The organism is uncultured Paenibacillus sp. (genome assembly GCF_963515335.1).
Lineage (GTDB): Bacteria > Bacillota > Bacilli > Paenibacillales > Paenibacillaceae > Paenibacillus_I.
Map to the genome: position 1 here is coordinate 41,035 of NZ_CAUPYC010000011.1, position 21,984 is coordinate 63,018.

Genomic DNA, 21,984 nt, shown 5'->3' on the forward strand with positions numbered 1-21,984 from the left:
GATTGTATCTGACTCTCATGATGCCGGTGTCGGTAAAAAGCTACAACAGATCGGCCGCGAGCTGCGCAAGCTTGGAGCGCTCGCCTTTCTCGAGAGTGATGTGGCCGCTCAAGCTTTCGCGCTTGAACCGCTCGACGATATACGTCAGCCCGTTGCTGACCGAGTCCAGATACGGATGGTCGATTTGCTCCGGATCGCCGAGCAGGACGATTTTGCTGCCCTCGCCGACGCGCGATACGATCGTTTTCACCTCATGCTTGGATAAGTTCTGCGCTTCGTCGATGATGATGAACTGGCCGGGGATCGAACGCCCGCGAATGTAAGTCAGCGCCTCGACCTGGATGCTGCCGAGTCCCATCAGGATTTTGTCGATGTCGCCGGCTTTTTTCGTGTCGAACAGAAACTCGAGGTTATCATAGATCGGCTGCATCCACGGCCGCAGCTTCTCGTCCTTTTCCCCTGGCAAATACCCGATGTCCTTGCCCATCGGCACGACCGGCCTTGCAATCAGCAGCTTCTTATATTTATGCTCATCCTCCACCTTCATAAGGGCGGCGGCAAGCGCAAGCAGCGTTTTGCCCGTGCCCGCCTTGCCGGAAAGCGTGACAAGCGGAATGTCGTCGTTTAGCAGCAGCTCCAGCGCCATCCGCTGCTGTGCGTTGCGCGCCGTTATCCCCCACACCGGATCGTTGCTCATATAGAGCGGCTCCAGCTTCATGCCGTCCGCCGATACCTTGAGCAGGGCCGACTTGGAGGTGCCCATCTCATCGCGCAGGATAACGAACTCGTTCGGCAGCAGCGATGACGCTGCGGGCAGCAATTTCACCGCCAGGAACCGGTACGTATAAAATTCGTCGATTACCGAAGGATGGACGTGCATATGGATATAACCCGCGTAAATGTCCGACGGCGCAACGGTTCTGTCCGAAAGATAGTCCTGGGCGGGCAGCCCGAACACGTCCGCCTTTACCCGCACGAGAACGTCCTTGCTGACCAGAATAACCCGTTTCGGCGTCTCCTTCTCCGCCTCCTCCAGCAAATAATTCAGCGCCACGGCGAGAATCCGGTTATCGTTCGACATTTCGCCGAACATTTCCTGAACGCGCAGGAAGCTGCGGTGGTTGATCTCCACCTTCAGCAAGCCTCCGCCTTGGAGCGTTATCCCCTCATGAAGATGACCTTCGTCTCTTAATCCGTCCAGCAAGCGGGAGATGTGCCGCGCATTGCGGCCGAGCTCGTCGGCGAGCCTCTTCTTCGAGTCGATCTCTTCCAACACCACGGCAGGTATGATGACCTCATTGTCCTCGAATGCGAAGATCGCCTGCGGATCGTGGAGCAGCACATTGGTGTCGAGCACGAATATTTTTTTCATCGTGGAAACCTCCCGGCGTCGGAATATTCAGGTTTTTTTGTGTACATAACACCGTTTCATTACGGTCAAGCTAAGGACGATACTTGATTTGTGACTGAAAGGAAGGTGGCGATATGATGAAATGGGCCGTCTGGATGCTGGCCGTTTGCCTGCTCGCAGGCTGCGGGGCCGGCGCCCGTAACGAGACATCACCCTCTCCGCAAAATAATCCGGGCGTTACCGCCCAACAAACCGCGCCGCAGAAAAAGAAAATCGGCGACCCAAACGCCGTTGCCGCTCATCTGGAATCGCTCGCGACCGGCATTGCCGGCGTCAAGGACGCGCGCTGCGTTGTCATCGGCAATACCGCCGTCGTGGGGATCGACGTGGACGAACGATTGGATCGCGGCCGTGTCGGAACGATCAAATATTCCGTGGCCGAAGCGTTGCGCCACGATCCGTACGGCGTCAACGCTTTTGTAACCGCCGATATGGATTTGGCGGCCCGCATCCGCGAAATGCGCGCCGACATCGACAAGGGACGGCCGGCCGCGGGCTTCGCGGAGGAGATGTCGGACATTATCGGCCGCATCATTCCGCAATTGCCGCGTGACGCCTCCCCCGGCGATGACGGCGAAACCGGACAATCCTGAATGCCCCTTAAACAGACAAAAAGCCTAGTGATGGCATCACTAGGCTTTTTTCATCGCCGCAAACACTTGTCCGTCAAGCTTGTCTGCGGCGCGTTTGTCATACGTTTTCTCATATTCGGGAGCAACCGTTACGCGAGCGCCGTAAAACATGGCGTCCCGAACCGCGGAAACCGCGATGTCGAAGCATACGAGCTTGAACGGCACGCCCTCCAGCGATTCCGCCACGATCGCCGCGCGGCCGTAGACCGCGTGCACCGTACCGGAGCCGAACAGCGTTGCGCAGACGGCGGGATTGGCCGCCAAATTCGCAACCAGTCTGGAGCGTCCGTCAACCGCAAAGCGGATACGGCCCGGGTCGACGGCATAAACCCACGAGATCGCGTTCGACGTCGGGCTGCCGCTCTCGGCGTCGATGGTGTGCAGAAGGACGAACGATTCGCTTTGCAGCTGGTTGAACAAGGCTTCGGATAGTGCGGTATTCGGTTCGGTCATCCGCATGACCTCCTCGCAAGCAGGACTGGGTGGTTATGGTTTCCATTATAGCACAACGCGCCGGGATGTTCCACCGTCACTCGGCCAGTTTGGCCCTGAGCGCCGCTTTGGCTTCGGAAAGCTTCGTCTCGTCCGGATAGACGTACGGGCTGCGCCAGGTGCCTTCCAACGGAATGAACTGGATATTCTCCTTGCCGATCCCGAAATAGGTCGTCATTAAAGCTTCGATTTCCTTGGAAGGCATATCCATCGTCATATTGTTCCCGACCGCTTCGATGACCGAACCGAGCTTGGCCACGCCACCGAGCGATTTCATCTTGTCCGTGAGCGCTCCGAGCACCTGGCTCTGTCGCTGGTTCCGCTCGAAGTCGCTCGATTCCCCGGTACCGTTGTTCGATTTGCGGTAACGGACGAAATCGAGCGCCTGATTGCCGTCTAGCTCCTGAAAGCCGGCCTTCAAGTCAATATCGGTTCCGTCCGCGGTGTCCCGGTAACGCATATCCATATCGACGTTAACCTCGACGCCGCCGAGCGCGTCAACAACGTCGGAGAACCCTTTGAAGTTGATGACCGCCGAGTATTGGATCGGAATGTCGAAGTACTGCCCGAACATTTCCTTCATTTCGTTGCGGGCTTCGGTCTCCGCCGCGATCCCTTCAAGTCCGTCTTTCTCTCGGGCGGCGCTCAGGAACCGGCTGTAATATTGATTGGCCTTGCGGGAGCTGAAGCCGTCCAGCTCGATCCGCGTATCGCGCGGAATCGACACGACGACCGCCGATTTCGTCTCGGGATTGAACGCCGCCACCATCAGGACGTCCGTATTCATGCTGCCGGTTTCTTTGCGGTTATCCAGCCCGAGCAGCAGCATCGCGGTCGGTTTCACCTTGACGGACTGATCCTGCGGCACAACGGTTACCTCGCCGTTGTTGTTATCCGTGCTCATATCCGTAATGGCGCCCTTCGTCTCAAAAAACAAATACGCAAGAAACCCGGCAGCCGCAAGCAAGACGAGAAAAAATAAAATAAAGAAAAACCGCCCCCACCGGAAACGGCGTCCATTGGCAGGCGCGGTGTACGCCTGCCTGGAAGCCCCCCGCGGAGGCAAATTCGTACCAGAGTTCATGATTCCACCTTCACTGTCCGTTGTATTTCGGGTTGGACGCGATATCGGCCAGCAGCTGTTCGCCGGCTTCCCTCGGAATGAATTGCGTCTTCGTGCGGCCTTCCCGCTCGTATTTCACATGAATCATCGTAGCGTCAACCTTCGCGATGGCGACCGACGTCACACCGTGGTCCTCCGTTAGAATCTGCAGGAAAAAATCACGCGTCTCCACCGCCGCGTTATCGTCCGGCCTGCCGTCCACGACAATTTGAATTTGCAGCCAGTTGAACAGCGCGTCCTCGAACCGCATGCCGCTCCTCCTTAATTGCCGCCCGCGTCATGGCCGGCGTCGCTTTCGCGGCCGGCCTTGCCGGCGGATTTGCCCTTCCACTTGTCGTAAAGCTGGCGGCCGCGCAGCATGAGCATCATCGCGACGGCCACCGCCATACTTTGGATGATCGGCAGCTTGTCGATCTGCAGCACGAGCAGCACCAGGCTGCCGACCGCCATCAGAACGTGCACCAGCACTTCTTTCAAGATCGGCAGACGCTGCCGGGCGCGAAATACTTTATTGAAAATGTAAATGGTGAACCCCAGTATCAGAAAATAGGAAACGACCGGCTGTTCGCTCAGCCATTGCTGCACCGGAACCCGCCTCCCCGTCTATACGCCGGCTTGCGCCATTTTGCGGTGCTTCTCCGCGCGTTCGCGCTCGCTCTTGTTGAGGATCTTCTTGCGCAGGCGGATCGACTTCGGCGTAATTTCGCAGTACTCGTCGTCGTTCAAATATTCGAGCGCCGCTTCCAGCGTGAAAATGATCGGCGTCTTCATCTTGACGGTGTCTTCCTTCGTTGCGGAACGAACGTTGGTCAGCGCCTTCTCCTTGCATATATTGACGATGATGTCGTTGTCGCGGTTGTGTTCGCCGACGATCATGCCTTCGTAAATTTCCGTGCCGGGCTCCAGGAACAGGACGCCGCGGTCCTCGACGGACATCATGCCGTAGAAGGTCGATTTGCCCGTTTCGCTGGAGACCAGCACGCCTTGACGGCGTCCGCCGACGCCGCTCCCCGCGAGCGGACCGTAGCTGTCGAACGCATGGTTCATCACGCCGTAGCCGCGGGTCAGCGTCAGGAAATGCGTGCGGTAGCCGATCAGTCCGCGCGCCGGGATGATGAACTCCAGACGCACCTGGCCGGTGCCGTTGTTGACCATGTTGACCATCTCGGCCTTGCGCGTGCCGAGGCTCTCCATAACCGCGCCCATGCTTTCCTCAGGCACGTCGATGACCAGTCTCTCGTACGGCTCTACCTTGCTGCCGTTCTCTTCCTTGATGATGACCTCCGGCTTGGAAACCTGAAGCTCATAGCCTTCGCGGCGCATGTTCTCGATCAGGATGCCGAGATGCAGCTCGCCCCGGCCGGATACGACGAACGCGTCCGGGCTGTCCGTCTCGTCGACGCGCAGCGCCACGTCCGTCTCCAGCTCCGACATCAGACGCTCCCGCAGCTTGCGGGACGTAACCCACTTGCCTTCACGGCCTGCGAACGGGCTGTTGTTGACGAGGAACGTCATCTGCAGCGTCGGCTCGTCGATCTTCAGCACCGGCAATGCTTCCGGGTTCGCCGGATCGGCGATCGTCTCGCCGATGTTGATCTCTTTAATGCCTGCGATCGCGACGATATCGCCCGCGCCCGCTTCGGCCACCTCAATCCGCTTCAGGCCCTGAAAGCCGAACAGCTTCTCGATGCGCGCCTGCTTCGTGCCGCCTTCGCGCGTCATGACGGCGACCGACTGGCCCTGCCTGATGACGCCGCGATTAACCCGGCCGATCGCGATCCGGCCCAAATATTCGTTGTAATCCATCAGCGTGACGAGGAACTGCAGAGGCGCGTCGACATTTTCCGTAGGGGACGGGATATGGCTGACGATCGTTTCATACAGCGCCTGCATGTTCTCATCCTGCTTGTCGGCGTCCAGGCTGGACGTTCCCATAAGCGCCGATGCGTACACGACGGGGAACTCCAGCTGCTCGTCGTTCGCGCCCAGTTCGATGAACAGGTCCAGCACCTCGTCGACGACTTCCGCCGGACGGGCGTTGGGACGGTCGATCTTGTTCAGGACGACGATCGGCGTAAGGTTATGCTCGAGCGCCTTGCGGAGAACGAATTTCGTCTGGGGCATACAGCCCTCGAACGCGTCGACGACCAGCAGCACGCCGTCCACCATTTTCATGATCCGTTCGACTTCGCCGCCGAAATCGGCATGGCCAGGGGTATCGACGATATTGATCAAATAGTCTTTATACGTTATGGCCGTATTCTTCGCGAGTATGGTGATGCCGCGCTCCCGCTCCAGATCGTTGGAGTCCATGGCGCGCTCTTGCACGAGTTCATTGTCGCGGTACGTGCCGGATTGTTGAAGCAGCTTGTCCACGAGCGTCGTTTTGCCGTGGTCGACGTGCGCGATAATCGCGATGTTGCGGATGTTTTCTCTTGCCAGCATGGTAAAAGGTATTTCCTTTCTCTAATGGGTTTTCTGTTATCGAAAAACGTTAAGGACCTTGAGACTTGAAACGAACGGGAGGCATTCGGTTCGTCACCAGCGGTGGCGGCGGCCGAACGCGAGCCAGGCGCCGAGCGCGATCAGCGCGACTGCGATAAAATACACGCCTCCATTCCAGAGCAGCATCATCCCGAAGAACGCCAGCGCAACGACGGCCAGTACCATAGCGGCGACCTGCGCGCCGCGCGGTTTCGACATGTCGAACAAAAAATATTCATACAGCCCGATGGCCACCCCCAGAATGAAAACCGGCCACAGATAGCGCATGCTGCCCCAGCCCGCGATGTTGCCGAAAAGGAACAGCAGCCCATACGTCGACAGGATGCCGGCCGGCACCAATACGGCGGAAGGCAGCATGCGGCCGAAGAAGAACACATGCAGCAGCACGCCCGGAATCAGGATCAAGAGCGGCCAGAACAGATTGCCGATAAAGCTGAAAACACCGAGCTTTCCGAGCAAAATAACGACGCCGGCCGCCAATATGAGGATGCCGACGGAATATTGGTTTCTTGACATCTGTCTCCCCCGCTCACACCGTCCGCTCGCTGACAGACGAACGTCAACAAACGCCGTCGCACGTCCCAAGGCGATGATCTCAGACGAAAGACGACATGTTTTTCTTTCTCTAGTTTAAAGGAACTGCATCTAAAAAACCAGTCATATCGAAAAAAAGAGCGCCTGAAGGCGTTACGCCCGGCGCCATAACAGGTAAATAACGATTACGAGCGGAATGGACAGCACGGGTATGGCCTCCGACGCGGCCGGCAAGCCGGCGAACAAAGGGCGCAGGCCGGGGTCGTGCACGAGCATTTTGCCCGCCGCGAAGCCGAGCAAGCCGGCTCCGGCGAATACAAGCTGAGGCAGACGATGAAGAAGCGAGCCGACCAGCTTGCTGCCCCAAATAATTAAGGGAATGCTAAGCACGATTCCGAGCACGATAAGAACAGGCTCGCCGTCCGCAACCGCCGCGATCGCCAGCACGTTGTCCAGGCTCATCACGAAATCGGCGGCGACGATCGTCCGGACGGCGGAAGCGAGCGTGGCGGATTTTCGGATTTTCGGCCCTTCCGCGTGCGTGCTCGAATCAAGCAGCAGCTGGACCGCTATGGCATACAGCATGACCGAACCGGCCGCCTGCAGATACGGAACCCGGAGCAGCGCAACGGCCGCGAGCGTCAGCGCGCAGCGGAGAGCGATAGCGGCAAAAGCGCCCCACCAAATCGCCCGCCGGCGCTGATGGGCGGGCAAATTCTGGCTTGCCATGGCGATCACGACCGCGTTATCGCCGCTGAGCAGCACATTAATCAGCATGATTTCCACAAAGGTGACGAGACTTTCCAACGCGCTCTCCCTCCTCGTTAGACAAATGTATGTCCGACGGGACGGGGATATGCTTGGCCGGCAACCTTGCCAAAGATTGTTGAATCCTATTATAATCGTCTGCGTATAAGAAGAGGTATGCGCAGAACACAACGGAGAGGGAGGACAAGCATGGATTTTTTTTCACCCGAATTTTGGACGGCTTTGGTGACCATCATCTTTATCGACCTTGTCTTGGCGGGTGACAATGCGATCGTCATCGGATTGGCGGCGCGCAACCTGCCGAAACAGCAGCAGAAATCGGCGATTCTTTGGGGGACCGCGGGCGCGGTCGGTATCCGCATCATCGCTACGGTGCTCGTCGTTTATCTCCTGAACGTGCCTTGGCTTATGCTCGTCGGCGGTCTTCTACTTCTGTGGATCGCCTACAAGCTGCTGGTGCAACAGGAAGGCGGGCACGACATCAAGGCGGGCAATACACTCTGGCAGTCAGTGCAGACGATCATCATCGCCGACGCGGCCATGGGCATCGATAACGTCATTGCGGTGGCGGGCGCGGCGGAAGGGGAACTGACGCTTGTCATTCTCGGCTTGCTGATCAGCATTCCGGTTGTCGTCTGGGGAAGCACGCTGTTCATCAAGCTGATCAACAGGTTTCCATGGATCGTATACCTCGGTTCCGCTGTTCTCGCCTATACGGCCGCCAAAATGATAACGAACGAGAAGAAGATGGCGTTTGTATTCGACAGCGGCGCCGTGAAATATTCCTTTGAGGCCGTCATGATCGTCGTCATTTTGCTGGCCGGCTATTGGAGCAACAAAGCGCGCGCCAATCGGCCCGCACCGCAAAAAAGCAGAGAATCCCACTAATCGGGATCTCTGCTTTTTTTGCTTGCCGGGTTGCCTATTCAGAACCACTCGTCCTTGCCCGCGCCCGTCAAACCCGCGCCCGCATCCTCCGGCGTCAGCTTTAACGTCTCCGTCCCCGCGATCGCCCGCTCCACCATCTCTCCGAGACCCGGAATATGGGACTCGACCGTCTCGATCACCCGAAGGTTCGGATTCGTTGTCGGCGACTGCGGCACGAACAGCGTACAGCAATCCTCATAAGGCAGGATCGACGTTTCATACGTTCCGATCCGATCCGCCAAGGCTATAATTTCCTGCTTGTCCATCATGACCAGCGGCCTGAGCAGCGGCAGATCGACGGTTCGCCCGATCACATTCATGCTGCCTAGCGTCTGGCTCGCGACTTGGCCCAAGCTGTCGCCGGTCACGATCGCAAGCGCGCCTTCACGCAGCGCGATGCGTTCCGCGATCCGCAGCATGGAGCGGCGCATGAGCGTAATGATCAGCCGGTCTTGCTTGGCCTGGGCGAACGAGGTCTGAATATCGGTAAAATGAACCAGGTGCAGCTTCAGCGGTCTCCCCGCAAACCGGGAAAGCCGCTTCGCAAGCTCGACGACCTTATCCTTCGCCTGCTCGCTCGTAAACGGATAGCTGTAAAAATGGACCGCCTCGATCTCCAGCCCCTTGCGCATCGCCGCCCAGCCGGCAACGGGGCTGTCGATGCCGCCCGAGAGCAGCAGCACGGCCTTGCCGTTCGTTCCATAAGGGAATCCGCCGGCGCCCGGCACGACATCGCTGTAAATGTACGTGTCCTTCGGATGGATCTCCACCCTTAGCTCCACGTCGGGACGCCGAACGTCCACCTTAAGCCCCGGGGTCGCGCGAAGCACATGCGAGCCCACCAGATGATTCATTTCCTGCGAATCGTGCGGAAAACCTTTCCACACCCTGCGCACCGACACCTTGAAGGTCCGTTCGGCGTCCGGGAACAGCCGCATGACTTGAAGCGCCCCTTCACGGATCGCTTCCAGCTCCGACTCGACCCGCTTGACCGGACTGAAAGACGAGATGCCGAACAAATCCTTCAGCCGCTCTGCGACGGCTTCGTAACACTCGCCGTTCAAAGCAACGTATATCCGGCCGTACGTCTTCGTAACCGTCAGCCGACCGAACGACCGCAGCGACGCCTGCACGTGGCGAAGCATCTGCGCCTCGAATCGCCCTCTGTTTTTGCCCTTGACCATATATTCGCCGAACCGGAGCAGCACCCTGTCAAACATCGCGTTCCGCACCTCTCTTTTCAAGCGGCTTGAGCTTCCGAACGACCGTCGCCAGCCGTTCCGTCAACAAGTCAATAGCCCGATCGTCGTGCTCGTCCCCCAGGCTGAGCCGTATACCGCCGGCTGCGCAGGCCCCCTCCCGTCCCATCGCAAGCAGGACGCGGCTCGGGTTGTCCTGCCTGGAGGAGCAGGCCGATTTCGTGGAGGCGACGACGCCGTGCTTTTCAAGCAAATGAATCGCGACTTCCGGCTTCATGCCGGGATAACAAAAATGAACGATATGCGGAGCCATGGGCGCGTCGACGGTGCCGCGTCCGCCTTCGTCCGCCTCCGCCGCCGGCCCGCTCGGCACAAGCTCGGCAATGCCGTCGATCCCCCGCAGCAAACGCGCCCGCAACGCATACATCCGGCTTTCGCGCTCGGGCTGCGATTCGATGGCCAAACGCAGCGCTTTGGCCGACGCCACAATCGCCGGCACATTCTCGGTTCCCGCGCGCAAACCGCCCTCCTGGTCTCCGCCGTGCAGCAGCGCCTCCAGGCCGACGCCGTCGCGCACATACAGCCAGCCCGCGCCTTTCGGACCCCTGAGCTTATGCGCCGATACGGTGAACAGGTCGATGCCCCAGTCTACCGGTTCAACCGCTAGCTTGCCCGTGCTTTGCACGCCATCCACGTGAAACAGCGTCTTCGGCCTGCCTTTCAGCAGCCGCCCGATCGCCTCGACCGGTTGAATCGCGCCTGTCTCGTTATTCACGTGCATTATGCTTACCAGTATCGTGTCGTCGGTCAATGCGGCCTGAACGTCGCGCACATCAATATGCCCCGTTTCGGACACCGGAATATAAGTAACCCGGAAGCCCTCGCGCTCGAGCGAACGAAACGCCTCGTAAACGGACGGATGCTCGATTTGCGAGGTGACGAGATGATTGCCGCGGGAGCGGAACGCGCGGGCGGCGCCTTTTACCGCAAGATTGTTGCTTTCGGTTCCGCCGGATGTGAAAACCCACTCCTTCGGCTTCGTGCCGAACAGCCCAGCCGCGAGCACGCGCGATCTCTCCATCAGCTTGGCCGCCTCGGCGCCTGCCCTGTGAATCGAAGACGGATTGGCGTAATGCAGCTTCATGACGTCCGCCAGCGTCCGGATCACCTCTTCGTGCGGCGGCGTCGAGGCGCAATGATCAAAGTACAGCACAACGATCCCCCCTCTCTCTCTGTCGTAATCCCATCGACAAAACGAAAAACCTCTATCGCAGCCGCTCCCGTCGAGCGACCGCGCCTAGAGGCGATCATGATGGTTCATGCGGCGCTGCCGCTGCGGTACGCAGTGCCCGAATCAAACGACGTACCGATCCATTGCCTTCAACACCTTGCCGACGTAACGCTGCGTTTCCCCCGGCAGGTTCGCCAGGTTGTTCTCCACATCGGCATCCGTTCGGATTCCGAGCCTGTCTACCCGGCCCGGTCCCGCGTTATAAGCGGCGAGCGCCGCTTTCGTATTGCCGGCGTATTTATCCAGCAGGTACGACAGAAAACGGGTTCCCCCTTCGATGTTCTGCATCGGGTCGAAGGAGTCGGTTACGCCCAGACCACGGGCGGTGCCGTCCATCAGCTGCATAAGCCCTTTGGCTCCGGCGGATGAAACGGCATTCGGATTAAAATTGGATTCCGTATCGATGACGGCCTTGATGAGCGAAGGATTGACGCCGTGCCGGGCGGCAGCCTGCGCAATCAGCTCCTCGAAGTCGGCCGGCCGGCCGGCGGAAGATCCGGCGGCTGTATCGATCGCGCCAAAGCCGACGAACGCCGGCGGTGTCGCCGTGCCGGGACCGATGTAGGCAATCGGCAGTTCGCCCGCCGCAGGCTGAACGGCGGCATCGCCCAAGCCGACCAGAGCCACCGGAAGCGACGCGCCGGCAATGTCGCCGAGGCTCCCGCCGAATAACGCGTCCGGGGCCGGATCGGCGTCGGCGAGCATCAGCCGGAGCACCGCAGCGAACGGCGTGCCTCCTCCCGCGGCGACGGAAGACAAGCCGGAACCGCCTGGCGACGACAAATCGACGCCCGGCGTTAGTCGGTACTGAAGCATCGTTTTTATTAAACGCGGATCTACGCTGTTCATTTCGGCCTCCCGATGAATCCTTAAAAGCAAAAACAAGCATGCATTTATTTTACACGTTTTCAACGCCCGCGCCTAGTCCTGAATTCGACCATAATCGCCCGAGCCGGCGCCGGCGCGCCTTGGACCTAAATCGGGGGGCGACATGGAGAACAACGGCGGACGAATGATCGCCCGCCGTGCTCGGTGCTATGAGAGCAAATAGGTGATCGGAATAAAAACGATGTACGCGGCGGCGGCCAACAAACCAATCGTCATCGACCAGACGCCGAGCCCCTTGCTGCCTTGGCGGAATGCGTAATATCCGATAGCCGCGGCGGTCAAACCGAGCAGAAGCGGCCATACGAACAATGAAGCGATCGCGAAAGCCAGCGCAAACCAACCCGCTATGCGCGCGGCGCCGGCCTGCTCCGAACGCGCATCGACCGGCGGCCGCCCCGCCTCCCGCTCCGCATTCGCGCTGGGAAGGCCATAGGTCGGGGAAATCGCGCCAGGAGTTCGCAGTCCGGTCGGCGGCACGGAAATTTCGGCTGCCATCTCCTCGTTGTCGGTATCCGCATTTATCCCGAGCTCGCGGATCGAAGCCGAAGGCCGGCCGTCGGCCGATATTTGTCCGGTACGTTCATCGATTTCGCTCATCGCGATACTCCTTCTTCTGCTCGAAGGTGTGACAGCAAGTGACGGACGCATTTTTGGCGGTATCCCGATGATCCGTGCCGAGCCCCTCGGCGAATTCCGAACTGTAATCGGCGGACGCATGCTTGTCGATATCGATCATGATCGAATTCGCTACACATTTGTTTCCTTCGCCCCAATAGGTGCAGTTCGATACGCTGCATTTTACGCCTTCCGGCATAGAAAATCACCTCCGTTATCAAGTTTCCCTTGACGGAGGTGACCTATGCCTGCCTTATTTTTGCCCCTGCATTCTGCGGTGGGTCATATATTCGCTTTCGTAATACGCCAGTTCCTCGCGAAGGTCTTCATAAATCTTGGAGACGCCGAGCACGATGTCTCGGGCCGCCCGGACCGGCTTCGCCCGGAAGCGAATGGCGTCTTGTCCGGTATACGCGTATCGCCCGTCCTCGGAATAGCCTTCATTCTTCGGGTAAAAATAAGCGTTCACACAATTGTGATAGGTTTCATACAGCGCCCTCTCGGCAAATTCGATATCGAAGTTGGCCCTGCGCAGCGCAACGCCCAGCTTCTCGTAAGCCACTTCCGTGAAAACGAGCAGATGACGCAGGTCGGACAGCAGTCCTTTGTAGAACGCCGTCGTTTGTTCTCCGTCCTCGGCCGTTGTCAGTTGAGGCAGCGCGTTTTCATTCAAAAAAGGCTCCAATTGGCTGATCGCCTGTTTCAATTTGTCGTGCGCGGATTCGCTAAGCTGTTTAACATTGGCAGATGGCATTATCGGTGTTCCCCCTTCAAGTTCCGAAACAGTCAGGTTCGTCTGTCGCATCATCAACATGGTACCACAAAATACAAGGAAATTGTAGCTTGGATTCACCCCCCGCGCGTCCGTATATTTTCCCGTCACGCTTCAAAACCTAAACGCATGCGGTTCGATAAGTTTGGAGGTTGGGATTGAGATGAAGCGGAGACGTAAATGGATCGGTTTCGGTTTCGCGTTGGCGGCCGCCCTGCTGCTCGCCACCTTCACCCCCTGGCAGGATGACGACACGGGCCGCAGGCCCGACAACGGCGGCGAGCCCCGTCCGGCTGCAAGCGAGCAGCGGTTCAAAGCGGCGGCGGTACGGCGCGACGCCCAGGCGACGGCGCGCCTGTGCACGCTGGAATGCGTCCGTGAATTTCGTAAGCTGGCGAACGGCGGCGGCGACGCCGAAATGAAGCGGATGCTCCGATCGCATCCGCATATGGAGTATGCACGGATGACCGGGCCTGAGGGCAGGCGGAGCGAAGCCGGCAAAATTCCGCCTGGACAGGATCGGAGCATCGTCCGCGAGCTCGATCAGGCGGAGCGGGCGGCACGGCGGGGCGCGCAATACGAATCCGCTCCCCTGCTTCACGGCGGCCACCGCTACCTCGTGCTGGCGGTTCCCGGCAACCGGGGAGGAGGCGTGGCCGGCGTCGTCCGGCAGGATATCGTCGATCAAGTGGAACGCCAGCAGAAGCGCAACCTGCGTCTCGTTCCCTATCCTTCGGAAGGCAGGTACCGCACCGAATCGGCGGAGCCGAATACGACCAGGGATATCACCGTCAAGAGCGGCCAGGATAACGGAAACGCCAGCCATTATCATATCGACGAGGTGGTCGTCCGCTTTCGCACGCCGCCCTCGGACGAACAGATGAACGCCATCATGCGGCAGATCGACGGCAAAGCCGTGCGCAAGCTGGGCTACACGCATGTTTTCACGTCCAAATCGATGGACGTTGAGAAGTTGATGCGCTATTTTGCCGAAAGTTGGAAGCCTGTATATGTGGAGCCGCACTATTTGTATTTAACGAACGAGGAGGCCGATGAATCGCCAGGCGGCGACGGCAAGCCGATCGTGCCGAACGATCTTCTGTACGCGCAATATCAGTGGAATCTTCCGCAGATTGAGACGGAAAAAGGCTGGAACCTGTCCAAAGGCAGCGAAGAGGTGAAGATAGCCGTGCTGGACACCGGCGTGCAGGCCGACCATCCCGACCTCGTCGGCAAGCTGGCGGAAGGCCTCAACATGATCGACGACAATCTCGCGCCGGACGACGATGTCGGACACGGCACCCACGTAGCGGGCATTATCGCCGCCTCGGTCAACAACGGCGAGGGCGTGGCCGGGATGTCGTGGTATAACAAAATCATGCCGGTTAAAGTACTGGACGCCACCGGAGCAGGCACGACCTATTCGGTGGCGGAGGGTATCATTTGGGCGACCGACCACGGCGCAAAAGTAATTAACATGAGTCTCGGCAATTACGCCTCAGCCATGTTTCTGCAGGATGCGATCCGCTACGCGTACGACCGGGACGTCGTGCTGATCGCTGCGAGCGGCAACGACGACACGGACCGTCCCGGCTACCCTGCGGCTTATCCCGAGGTTGTAGCGGTCGCCGCGACGGACGCCCGCGCCCGGAAGGCGGCCTTCTCCAACTATGGGGATTATATCGACGTCGCGGCGCCCGGCGACAATATTCCGAGCACCTATCCGGGCAATCAATACGCGGCCTTGTCAGGAACGTCGATGGCCAGTCCGCATGTAACGGCGCTTGCGGCATTGATCCGCTCGGTCAATCCCGCGCTGACGAACGTCGAGGTTATGGAGCTGCTGAGAACCTCCGCAACCGATCTCGGCGACAAAGGCAAGGACGTTTATTTCGGATACGGACAGATCGACGTCGCGCGCGCACTGGAATCGGCCGACCAATCGGCCGATTCTCTCGGCGGCCTAGCGCAGCGCATGGAGCGCCGCATCGCCTCCCTGAAAGCGCGATATGGATTCGGCGTCCGCGCCGAATAACGAAGGCGCAGGACGGGCGGCCTTCCCGCCGGCCCGGCTGTTGTCCTGCTAACCGGCTGTTGTCCGGCTAACGGCACAGCATGCCGCTAACGGCGGTCAAATGCCGGAAAACGTCCGGCTAACGGCACGGCGTGCCGCTAATATCGCAATTGTCACCCCAATCCATCGGTTTCGTTTGGTTAGCGGCACGATGTGCCGCTAACCTAGGGTCTAATGCTCGCAAATGCCCGTTAACGGCACTGCATGCCGTTAACGCATCAACAAAAAAACCTCCAAAATCACTTCGTAAAGTGATCTTGGAGGTTTTGTCTTTGCAACAAATAAAAAAGACCTCGCCCGGACCGGAGTCCTTGAAGGTCGTGCTGCCGTCGTTGCGGAAAGTTTGCCGTAAGCCGGGTTCTGTACTTCCGGTGGTCTGTACGGGAACGACCCTCCCACCATTGAAGCGACAATCATCTATCTAGGCCGCCCATTGCTGTGCGGCTCAAGCAACCAACCCGAACGCGTCTCGGGCCAAGACTGCGGCGCTCGCGCGCCGCCGCGTTCTCTTCGGTCTTGCTCCGGATGGGGTTTACCAGCCGCGTTGTCACCAACGCCGCTCGTGGTCTCTTACACCACGGTTCCACCCTTGCCTGTGCCGGCATGCCGGCCATCGGCGGTCCGTTTCTGTGGCACTATCCTTCAGCTCGCGCTGACTGGACGTTATCCAGCATCCTGCCCTATGGAGCCCGGACTTTCCTCCCGCAGCGCGAAGCCGCCGGCGATTGTCTGTCAAACTTTCCGTCGTACTAGTAAGTATACTAGGAATCCGTCTAAAGCTCAACCGTGATCGTTTGGCAGCGCTGGGAACGATCTGCGCCTCCGCGACGGCCGGCGTCATCGCGTGCAGCAAGAACAGATTGCGGCGGCGGGCGGCGTTGGGCGGTGTTGGGCGGTGTTGGGCGGTGTTGGGCGGAGCATGACGCACAGCCTTCTCATACGAACCGGAACGGCTCGGTGTCCACCGCCGATGCGACGACGTCGGTGACGTATTTGCGCTCGGTCAAGGCACCCGTCAGCCATTCGGCGACCTTCGCCTTCATGATCTTCTCCACATTATGGCCGGGGTCGATCAACGCGATTCCGGCGGCAAGCGCATCGTGCGCCGTATGGTAATCGATATCTCCGGTAACGAGCACATCGGCGCCGGCGAACAGGGCGTGGCGCACGTACCGCGATCCGGAGCCGCCGAGCACCGCCACCTTGCGAACCGGCTTGTCGGGATCGCCCACGACACGGGCATACGGCACGCCGAAGGCGCGTTTGACGTCGTCCGCGAGCTTCGACAGCGGAACCGCCGCAGGCAGCTTCCCGACGCGCCCGAGACCGAACGAACGCCCTTTCAGATCCATCGGATACAAATCGTAAGCGACTTCCTCGTAAGGATGCGCTTTGAGCATCGCCTGTACCGCCTTGCGGCGGACCTGCTCCGGAACGACGGTCTCGACGCGCACTTCCTTGGCCCGCTCCAGCTTGCCCGGCTCGCCCGCGAACGGATCCGTGTCGTCCCCGGGAAGGAAAGTGCCGATGCCTTCCATGTTGAAGCTGCACTTGCTGTAGCGGCCGATTACGCCCGCGCCGGCGTTCCAGACGGCCTCCAGCACGTTCTCGTGATGCCCTTCCGGAACAAACACGACGAGCTTATAAAGCTTGTCCGTATGGATTTCCTCCAAGGCGTCGCGCCCTTCCAAGCCGAGCAGCTCCGCCATCCAGTCGTTGATGCCGCCCTCCGCCACATCCAGATTCGTGTGGGCGATATAGACGGCGATATCGTTCTTGATCAGCTTCTCATACAGGCGGCCGGCCGGCGTCGCCGTGTCGATCTTGGCCAGAGGGCGGTAAATGACCGCGTGGTGCGCAATAATCAGATCCGCGCCGGCTTCGATCGCCTCGTCCGCGACGGCGTCCGTCACGTCCAAAGCGACCAGCACCTTGCGTATTTCCTTTTGCAGCGTGCCGACCTGCAGGCCGATCTTGTCGCCCTCGACCGCATAATGCTTCGGCGCCAGCGTTTCCATCAATTGTGCAACGGTTTGACCGTGTGCAAACATGCGAGCACCTCCCCGATCGTATCGATGCGCCCTCTCAGCAAGGCGCTTTTGCCGCGCGCTTCCGCCTGTTCGGAAAGCTCGATGCTGCGGCAGATGGCCCGCAGCTTGTCCCGCTCGCTTTCCCACTTCCGCACCAAAACGCCATCCGGCTGCCGCAGCAGCCAAGGGCCCATGCGGATCAGCCACTCACGTTTCTGCTCTTGCGGCCGCGCAAGCGGCAGGAAAGCCGCATCGTACAATGCCCGGTTCAGCGGACCGGCGTCGGAGACCTTGACGGCATGCAGCACCTCATAGATTTTGCCGTCTTCCTCCAAAATCCGCTCGCCGGCCAAATACCAGCCGCTGTCCAGCAGCCACTCGCGAACCGCATCCTCACCGACGTTCGGCTGCAGAACAAGCGTCCCTACGCCCCGCAGCTTGCCCGCCGCCTCCCCATGCGCCAAAATGGCCGACATCAGCGCGCCGCCCATACCGGCGATGGTCACGCAGTCCGCCTCTCCCGCTTCAATAGCCGCAAGTCCGTCCGCTTGCCGGGCCGCAATCCGGCCGGACAAGCCGGCGGCGGCGATCTGGCTCCGCGCGGCCTGAAGCGGCCCTTCGTTCAGCTCTCCCGCAATAGCCCCTGCCGCCTTGCCGCTCTGAACCAAATAAACGGGCAGCAGCGCATGATCCGATCCGATGTCCGCGACGCGCGCGCCCGGCGGCACGAGATCGGCGATGGCCAGCAGCCGTTTGGATAATTTCAACATGTCAGGCAACCCACGCAATCACTTGTTTTCTGATGGCGAACAGAATCGCTCCGCCCAAAGCCATTTTAACGATTAATTGAAGCTGAATCCAGCCCTGCTCATCGAGCAAAAACGCGGTATGCACCTCCGGCATGAACCAGAGCAGCGCCCCGGTAACGAACAGCACGGCCGAGGCGGGCTTCGACCACCTGCGGACGAACCAGCTGAGCCAGCCGAACACGAACGCGCCCGGAACCCAATACAGCTGAACCTGATACCACTCCGTTCCCGCCGCGCTTTTCGCGAGCAGCACCGCGTAGACGAGAATCAACGCGGCCCATCCGGAAAAATGCAGGATGGGAATACGGGCTCCGATTCCGAAGACGATCCAGAACAAGCCGCACAACGTCAAAAACGCGCTGCTCGCCCCCCAGCCGTCCACACCGTGCAGACGGAGCATATAAAGTCCGATTCCCAGCAGGAAGAACATTCCGAGCCCGATATAGGCCAGCCCCGCCGCTTCGTTCTTGGCGCGGCAGCGTTGACCGAACAGCAGAAGCCCGAGCACCGCCGTCAGCGCCAACCCGGTTTGCAATAGAGGGTGAAAAGCGTTAAAATATAAAGCAACTAGGGAGATCAAGGAAAAAGCCCCAAATGCAAGGAGCCACTGCTTGCCGCTGGATTTGCCGAGCGCGGCCGCCGCTCTACCTGTGAAGCCTGCGGGCGCACGCTCCGTTTGTTGGTCTACATACAGGTTAAGCAGAAAATCGCAATATTGCTCCGGCAGCAGCTTGCTCCGCCGCCAATAATCGATTTCCCTGACGATGGTTCTGCGGCGCTCATCATTCATCCGTCTCGTATCCCCCAGCCCAAGTGTCGTTCAGCCATACCCGCGGAAAATGAAAGAAAAGACCTGACTGCAGCCGCAGAAAGGTCGTATGGTCTCCGTTTTACTCCAGAAAATCTTTAAGCCGCTTGCTCCGGCTCGGGTGGCGCAGCTTGCGGAGCGCTTTCGCCTCGATCTGGCGAATCCTCTCGCGCGTAACGCCGAACACCTTGCCGACTTCCTCCAGCGTGCGCGTCCGTCCGTCGTCGAGGCCAAAACGCAGCCGCAGCACATTCTCCTCGCGCTCGGTCAGCGTATCGAGCACATCCTCAAGCTGCTCCTTCAGCAGCTCATAGGCCGCCGCATCGGCGGGGGCAAGCGCCTCCTGATCCTCGATGAAATCGCCCAGATGCGAGTCGTCCTCTTCCCCGATCGGCGTCTCCAGCGACACCGGCTCCTGCGCGATCTTCATGATCTCCCGCACCTTATCCGTGCTTAAATCCATTTCGGCGGCAATTTCCTCCGGCGTAGGCTCGCGGCCGAGCTCCTGCAGCAGCTGTCTGGACACCCGGATCAGCTTGTTGATCGTTTCCACCATATGAACCGGAATGCGGATCGTCCGCGCCTGGTCGGCGATCGCCCGCGTAATGGCCTGGCGAATCCACCATGTGGCGTAGGTGCTGAATTTGTAGCCCTTCTGGTAGTCGAATTTCTCGACCGCCTTGATCAGGCCCATGTTGCCCTCCTGAATCAAGTCGAGGAAAAGCATGCCTCGTCCTACATACCGCTTCGCGATGCTTACGACAAGCCGAAGATTCGCCTCGGCGAGCCGCCGCTTCGCTTCCTCGTCGCCGTTCTCGATCCGCTTCGCGAGCTCGACCTCGTCGTCCGCCGACAAAAGCGGCACCCTGCCGATTTCCTTCAAATACATCCGCACAGGGTCGTTGATTTTGATGCCCGGCGGCAGCGCCAAATCGTCGTCGAAGTTGAATTCGTCGTTCTCCCGTTCCTCGTCGTTGCTGCCTCCGAGCGGGTGATGATCGTCTTCGTTCTCGTTCACCACCTCAATGCCCACATCGTCGAGCTGCTCGAAAAACTCATCGATCTGCTCCGGGTCTTGATCGAAGGGCGACAGCTTCTCCATGATTTCCTTGTAGGTCAAGGAGGAACGCTTCTTGCCCTGCTCGATCAGTTGGTCTTTCACCATTTCCAATTTCTGTTCCGCATCCAGTTCCGTATGTTGATCGTTCGCCATACTCCGACTCCCTCCTCCCTAGACACGTTCATGCCGTTCAGCTTCTCAACTGTCTCTCTAGGGTTGTAATCTCAAATGCAATTTGCGCGGCCCGGATTACGTCGCCCGACCGTTCCGCCCTCACCCATTCTTCCTTCCGTTCTTCCAGCTCTCGAAGCTTGGGCTGCTTCAGGACGTCCGCCACATAGGCTTCCAGCACGCTCCCGTCGTAAGGCGGGACGGCATCCATGCTCAGGATGGACGTTGCGGTCCTCTCAAGCCGTTCATCCCGGAGCGAGGCGATGAACCGGCTGACCTCCGGGTCGTTTCCTTGGGAATAATAAGCATATAGGTAAGCGGCCAAAGCCGCATGATCCTCCACATTAAACGCATCGCCGAGCCTGTCGTGAACGAGCTCCGCGGCCTCGGCGTCCTGCATCATCCAGTACAATAACCTGCGTTCGACCTGATAGTGTGCAGGCATGACGGGAGGACGATCGGACGTACGGCGTACTTCATTCATACCATTATTCCACGATTGTTCGTCTTTATCCCTTCGCGGACGCACTTTTTGCGTCGTTTCGCGGATCTGGAAGCACTCCTGCTTCAATACGTCAAGCGTGAGACCGAACTCCTTGGAAAGCTCCTTGAGGTAAAATTCGCGTTCGGTGGGCGAGTCCAAGTCCGCCACGATCCGGACCGCCTCCAGGACGTAATTTTTGCGTCCTTCTTCTTCTAGGAGTTTATGGCTTTTTCGCAAAAATATTAATCTGAATTTCGTAACCGATACCGGCTGGTCCATAATCTCGCGAAGAAAAGACTGGGGTCCGTATTCCGCGATGTATTCGTCGGGATCCTTCCGTCCGGGCAGCAGCGCAACCGATACGCGCATCCCCGTCTTCTCCAGCATCGGGATCGCCTTGAGGGCGGCTGCTTGTCCGGCGTCGTCACCATCATAGCAGATGACGACCTCGTCGGCGTTGCGGCGCATCATTTCCGCATGCTCCTCGGTAAATGCCGTGCCCATTGTCGCGACACCGTTAGGAACGCCGGCGTTCCAGGCCTTGATGACATCCATATAACCCTCGAATAATACGATCTTGCGGCTTTTGCGGATCGACGCCCGCGCCTGGTGAAAATTGTACAGGCTGCGGCTTTTGTGAAACAGCATCGAATCGGACGAGTTCAAATATTTCGGCTGCCCGTCGCCCAGCACCCTACCCGCAAAGGCGATCACCTTCCCGTCCCGGTCCCGAATCGGAAACATGATCCGGTCCCGAAACCGGTCGACATAACCGGAGCCGTCGTTCTTGGCCGAGAGCAGCCCCCCCTGCTCCATAAGAGCAAGATTGTAATCCCGCTTCTCCAGAAATTTGGCGAGCGCGTCCCAACGATCCGGCGCGTAACCGATCATGAATTGATCGATCAGCTTGTCCGTCATCCCTCTCTCGCGGAGGTAAGCTTTGGCCGCTATGCCGAATTCGGTATTGAGAAGCAGGTAATGGTAGTAACGGGCCGCATAGTCATGCGCTTCAAGAAGAATCTTGCGGTCCTTCTGCTCGGCCGTATGTTCTCCCGAAGGATGCGATAATCCCCATGTGACCGGCACGCCCGCTTCCTCCGCCATCGCGCGGACGGCTTCCGGAAACGAGTAGCCCTCGATCTCCATCGTGAAATGAATGGCGTTTCCGCCTTTCCCGCAGCCGTAGCAATGGAAAATCCCTTTCTCCGGCGTGACGGTGAACGAAGGCGTCTTCTCGGAGTGAAAAGGGCAAAGCCCTTTCATATATTTCCCGCTTTTGCTCAGATGAACGTACCTGCCGACCGTTCCGACGATATCGTGATGCTTGAGGACGGCTTCGATCGCCTCCTCGGGAATTCTGCCGCCGGTCATCCCTATCACCTTCATCCTAA

22 protein-coding genes and 1 other RNA gene are annotated in these 21,984 nt (G+C 59.2%); 3 read left to right on the forward strand and 20 right to left on the reverse strand.

What is annotated here, in order from left to right:
* Nucleotides 1-40 precede the first annotated feature (40 nt).
* A complete protein-coding gene (locus RWM61_RS06120; protein WP_313998535.1) occupies nt 41-1,372 on the reverse strand; it encodes a PhoH family protein in 1,332 nt (443 codons plus the stop codon).
* A gap of 113 nt (nt 1,373-1,485) precedes the next feature.
* On the opposite strand from RWM61_RS06120, the gene RWM61_RS06125 reads away from it, so the two are divergent.
* Nucleotides 1,486-2,004 carry a YhcN/YlaJ family sporulation lipoprotein gene (locus tag RWM61_RS06125; protein WP_313998537.1) on the forward strand — a complete coding sequence of 173 codons (519 nt, stop codon included), beginning with the start codon at nt 1,486-1,488 and terminating at the stop codon, nt 2,002-2,004.
* Between the two features lie 39 nt (nt 2,005-2,043).
* Here RWM61_RS06125 and RWM61_RS06130 read toward each other — a convergent pair whose 3' ends face one another.
* The 7 genes from RWM61_RS06130 to RWM61_RS06160 form a co-directional block, all read right to left on the reverse strand.
* Nucleotides 2,044-2,496, reverse strand: coding sequence for a pyridoxamine 5'-phosphate oxidase family protein (locus RWM61_RS06130; protein WP_313998539.1), 453 nt, complete (start codon nt 2,494-2,496; stop codon nt 2,044-2,046).
* Nucleotides 2,497-2,572: 76 nt separating this feature from the next.
* Nucleotides 2,573-3,619, reverse strand: a complete 1,047-nt coding sequence (locus RWM61_RS06135; RefSeq protein ID WP_313998541.1) for an LCP family protein — start codon at nt 3,617-3,619, stop codon at nt 2,573-2,575.
* Between the two features lie 10 nt (nt 3,620-3,629).
* Nucleotides 3,630-3,908 (reverse strand): hypothetical protein, encoded by a 279-nt coding sequence (locus RWM61_RS06140; protein WP_313998543.1) that lies wholly within the window; start codon nt 3,906-3,908, stop codon nt 3,630-3,632.
* Between the two features lie 11 nt (nt 3,909-3,919).
* Nucleotides 3,920-4,243: a YlaH-like family protein gene (locus RWM61_RS06145; RefSeq protein WP_313998546.1), complete on the reverse strand. Its 324-nt coding sequence runs from the start codon at nt 4,241-4,243 to the stop codon at nt 3,920-3,922.
* An 18-nt stretch (nt 4,244-4,261) separates the two neighbouring features.
* The gene (gene typA, locus RWM61_RS06150; protein ID WP_313998548.1) at nt 4,262-6,103 is read right to left on the reverse strand and encodes a translational GTPase TypA; all 1,842 of its coding nucleotides are present in this window, start codon (nt 6,101-6,103) and stop codon (nt 4,262-4,264) included.
* A gap of 93 nt (nt 6,104-6,196) precedes the next feature.
* The gene (locus tag RWM61_RS06155; RefSeq protein WP_313998550.1) at nt 6,197-6,679 is read right to left on the reverse strand and encodes a hypothetical protein; all 483 of its coding nucleotides are present in this window, start codon (nt 6,677-6,679) and stop codon (nt 6,197-6,199) included.
* A 171-nt stretch (nt 6,680-6,850) separates the two neighbouring features.
* Nucleotides 6,851-7,504, reverse strand: coding sequence for a TerC family protein (locus RWM61_RS06160; RefSeq protein ID WP_313998552.1), 654 nt, complete (start codon nt 7,502-7,504; stop codon nt 6,851-6,853).
* 150 nt (nt 7,505-7,654) lie between these two features.
* Here RWM61_RS06160 and RWM61_RS06165 point away from each other — a divergent pair, with 150 nt between their 5' ends.
* Nucleotides 7,655-8,353: a TerC family protein gene (locus RWM61_RS06165; RefSeq protein ID WP_313998554.1), complete on the forward strand. Its 699-nt coding sequence runs from the start codon at nt 7,655-7,657 to the stop codon at nt 8,351-8,353.
* 38 nt (nt 8,354-8,391) lie between these two features.
* On the opposite strand, the gene thiI is transcribed toward RWM61_RS06165, so the two are convergent.
* The 6 genes from thiI to RWM61_RS06195 form a co-directional block, all read right to left on the reverse strand.
* Nucleotides 8,392-9,612 (reverse strand): tRNA uracil 4-sulfurtransferase ThiI, encoded by a 1,221-nt coding sequence (thiI, locus tag RWM61_RS06170; RefSeq protein WP_313998619.1) that lies wholly within the window; start codon nt 9,610-9,612, stop codon nt 8,392-8,394.
* Entirely contained in the window at nt 9,605-10,804 is a 1,200-nt protein-coding gene (locus tag RWM61_RS06175) for a cysteine desulfurase family protein (RefSeq protein ID WP_313998557.1), read from the reverse strand. The genes thiI and RWM61_RS06175 overlap by 8 nt, the downstream gene beginning before the upstream one ends.
* 141 nt (nt 10,805-10,945) lie before the next feature.
* On the reverse strand, nt 10,946-11,731 hold the full coding sequence (locus RWM61_RS06180; protein ID WP_313998559.1) for a lytic transglycosylase domain-containing protein: 786 nt from the start codon (nt 11,729-11,731) through the stop codon (nt 10,946-10,948).
* Between the two features lie 186 nt (nt 11,732-11,917).
* Nucleotides 11,918-12,367 (reverse strand): hypothetical protein, encoded by a 450-nt coding sequence (locus RWM61_RS06185; protein WP_313998561.1) that lies wholly within the window; start codon nt 12,365-12,367, stop codon nt 11,918-11,920.
* The gene (locus RWM61_RS06190) at nt 12,351-12,584 is read right to left on the reverse strand and encodes a DUF1540 domain-containing protein (RefSeq protein ID WP_313998563.1); all 234 of its coding nucleotides are present in this window, start codon (nt 12,582-12,584) and stop codon (nt 12,351-12,353) included. The genes RWM61_RS06185 and RWM61_RS06190 overlap by 17 nt, the downstream gene beginning before the upstream one ends.
* Nucleotides 12,585-12,638: 54 nt before the next feature.
* On the reverse strand, nt 12,639-13,139 hold the full coding sequence (locus tag RWM61_RS06195) for a YpuI family protein (protein ID WP_313998566.1): 501 nt from the start codon (nt 13,137-13,139) through the stop codon (nt 12,639-12,641).
* A 181-nt stretch (nt 13,140-13,320) separates the two neighbouring features.
* Between RWM61_RS06195 and RWM61_RS06200 the strand changes: the two genes are divergently transcribed.
* Nucleotides 13,321-15,192, forward strand: coding sequence for a S8 family peptidase (locus RWM61_RS06200; RefSeq protein WP_313998568.1), 1,872 nt, complete (start codon nt 13,321-13,323; stop codon nt 15,190-15,192).
* Nucleotides 15,193-15,565: 373 nt separating this feature from the next.
* On the opposite strand, the gene rnpB is transcribed toward RWM61_RS06200, so the two are convergent.
* The 6 genes from rnpB to dnaG form a co-directional block, all read right to left on the reverse strand.
* Nucleotides 15,566-15,972: RNase P RNA component class A (gene rnpB / locus RWM61_RS06205), an RNA gene on the reverse strand.
* Between the two features lie 194 nt (nt 15,973-16,166).
* A complete protein-coding gene (locus tag RWM61_RS06210) occupies nt 16,167-17,282 on the reverse strand; it encodes a Nif3-like dinuclear metal center hexameric protein (RefSeq protein ID WP_313998571.1) in 1,116 nt (371 codons plus the stop codon).
* The gene (locus RWM61_RS06215; protein ID WP_313998573.1) at nt 17,249-18,031 is read right to left on the reverse strand and encodes a class I SAM-dependent methyltransferase; all 783 of its coding nucleotides are present in this window, start codon (nt 18,029-18,031) and stop codon (nt 17,249-17,251) included. The genes RWM61_RS06210 and RWM61_RS06215 overlap by 34 nt, the downstream gene beginning before the upstream one ends.
* Nucleotide 18,032: 1 nt before the next feature.
* Complete coding sequence (locus RWM61_RS06220) at nt 18,033-18,860, reverse strand: hypothetical protein (protein WP_313998575.1); 828 nt, start codon at nt 18,858-18,860, stop codon at nt 18,033-18,035.
* 100 nt (nt 18,861-18,960) lie between these two features.
* Entirely contained in the window at nt 18,961-20,091 is a 1,131-nt protein-coding gene (gene rpoD / locus RWM61_RS06225; protein WP_313998577.1) for an RNA polymerase sigma factor RpoD, read from the reverse strand.
* A 37-nt stretch (nt 20,092-20,128) separates the two neighbouring features.
* Nucleotides 20,129-21,964: a DNA primase gene (gene dnaG, locus RWM61_RS06230; RefSeq protein ID WP_313998580.1), complete on the reverse strand. Its 1,836-nt coding sequence runs from the start codon at nt 21,962-21,964 to the stop codon at nt 20,129-20,131.
* Nucleotides 21,965-21,984 lie beyond the last annotated feature (20 nt).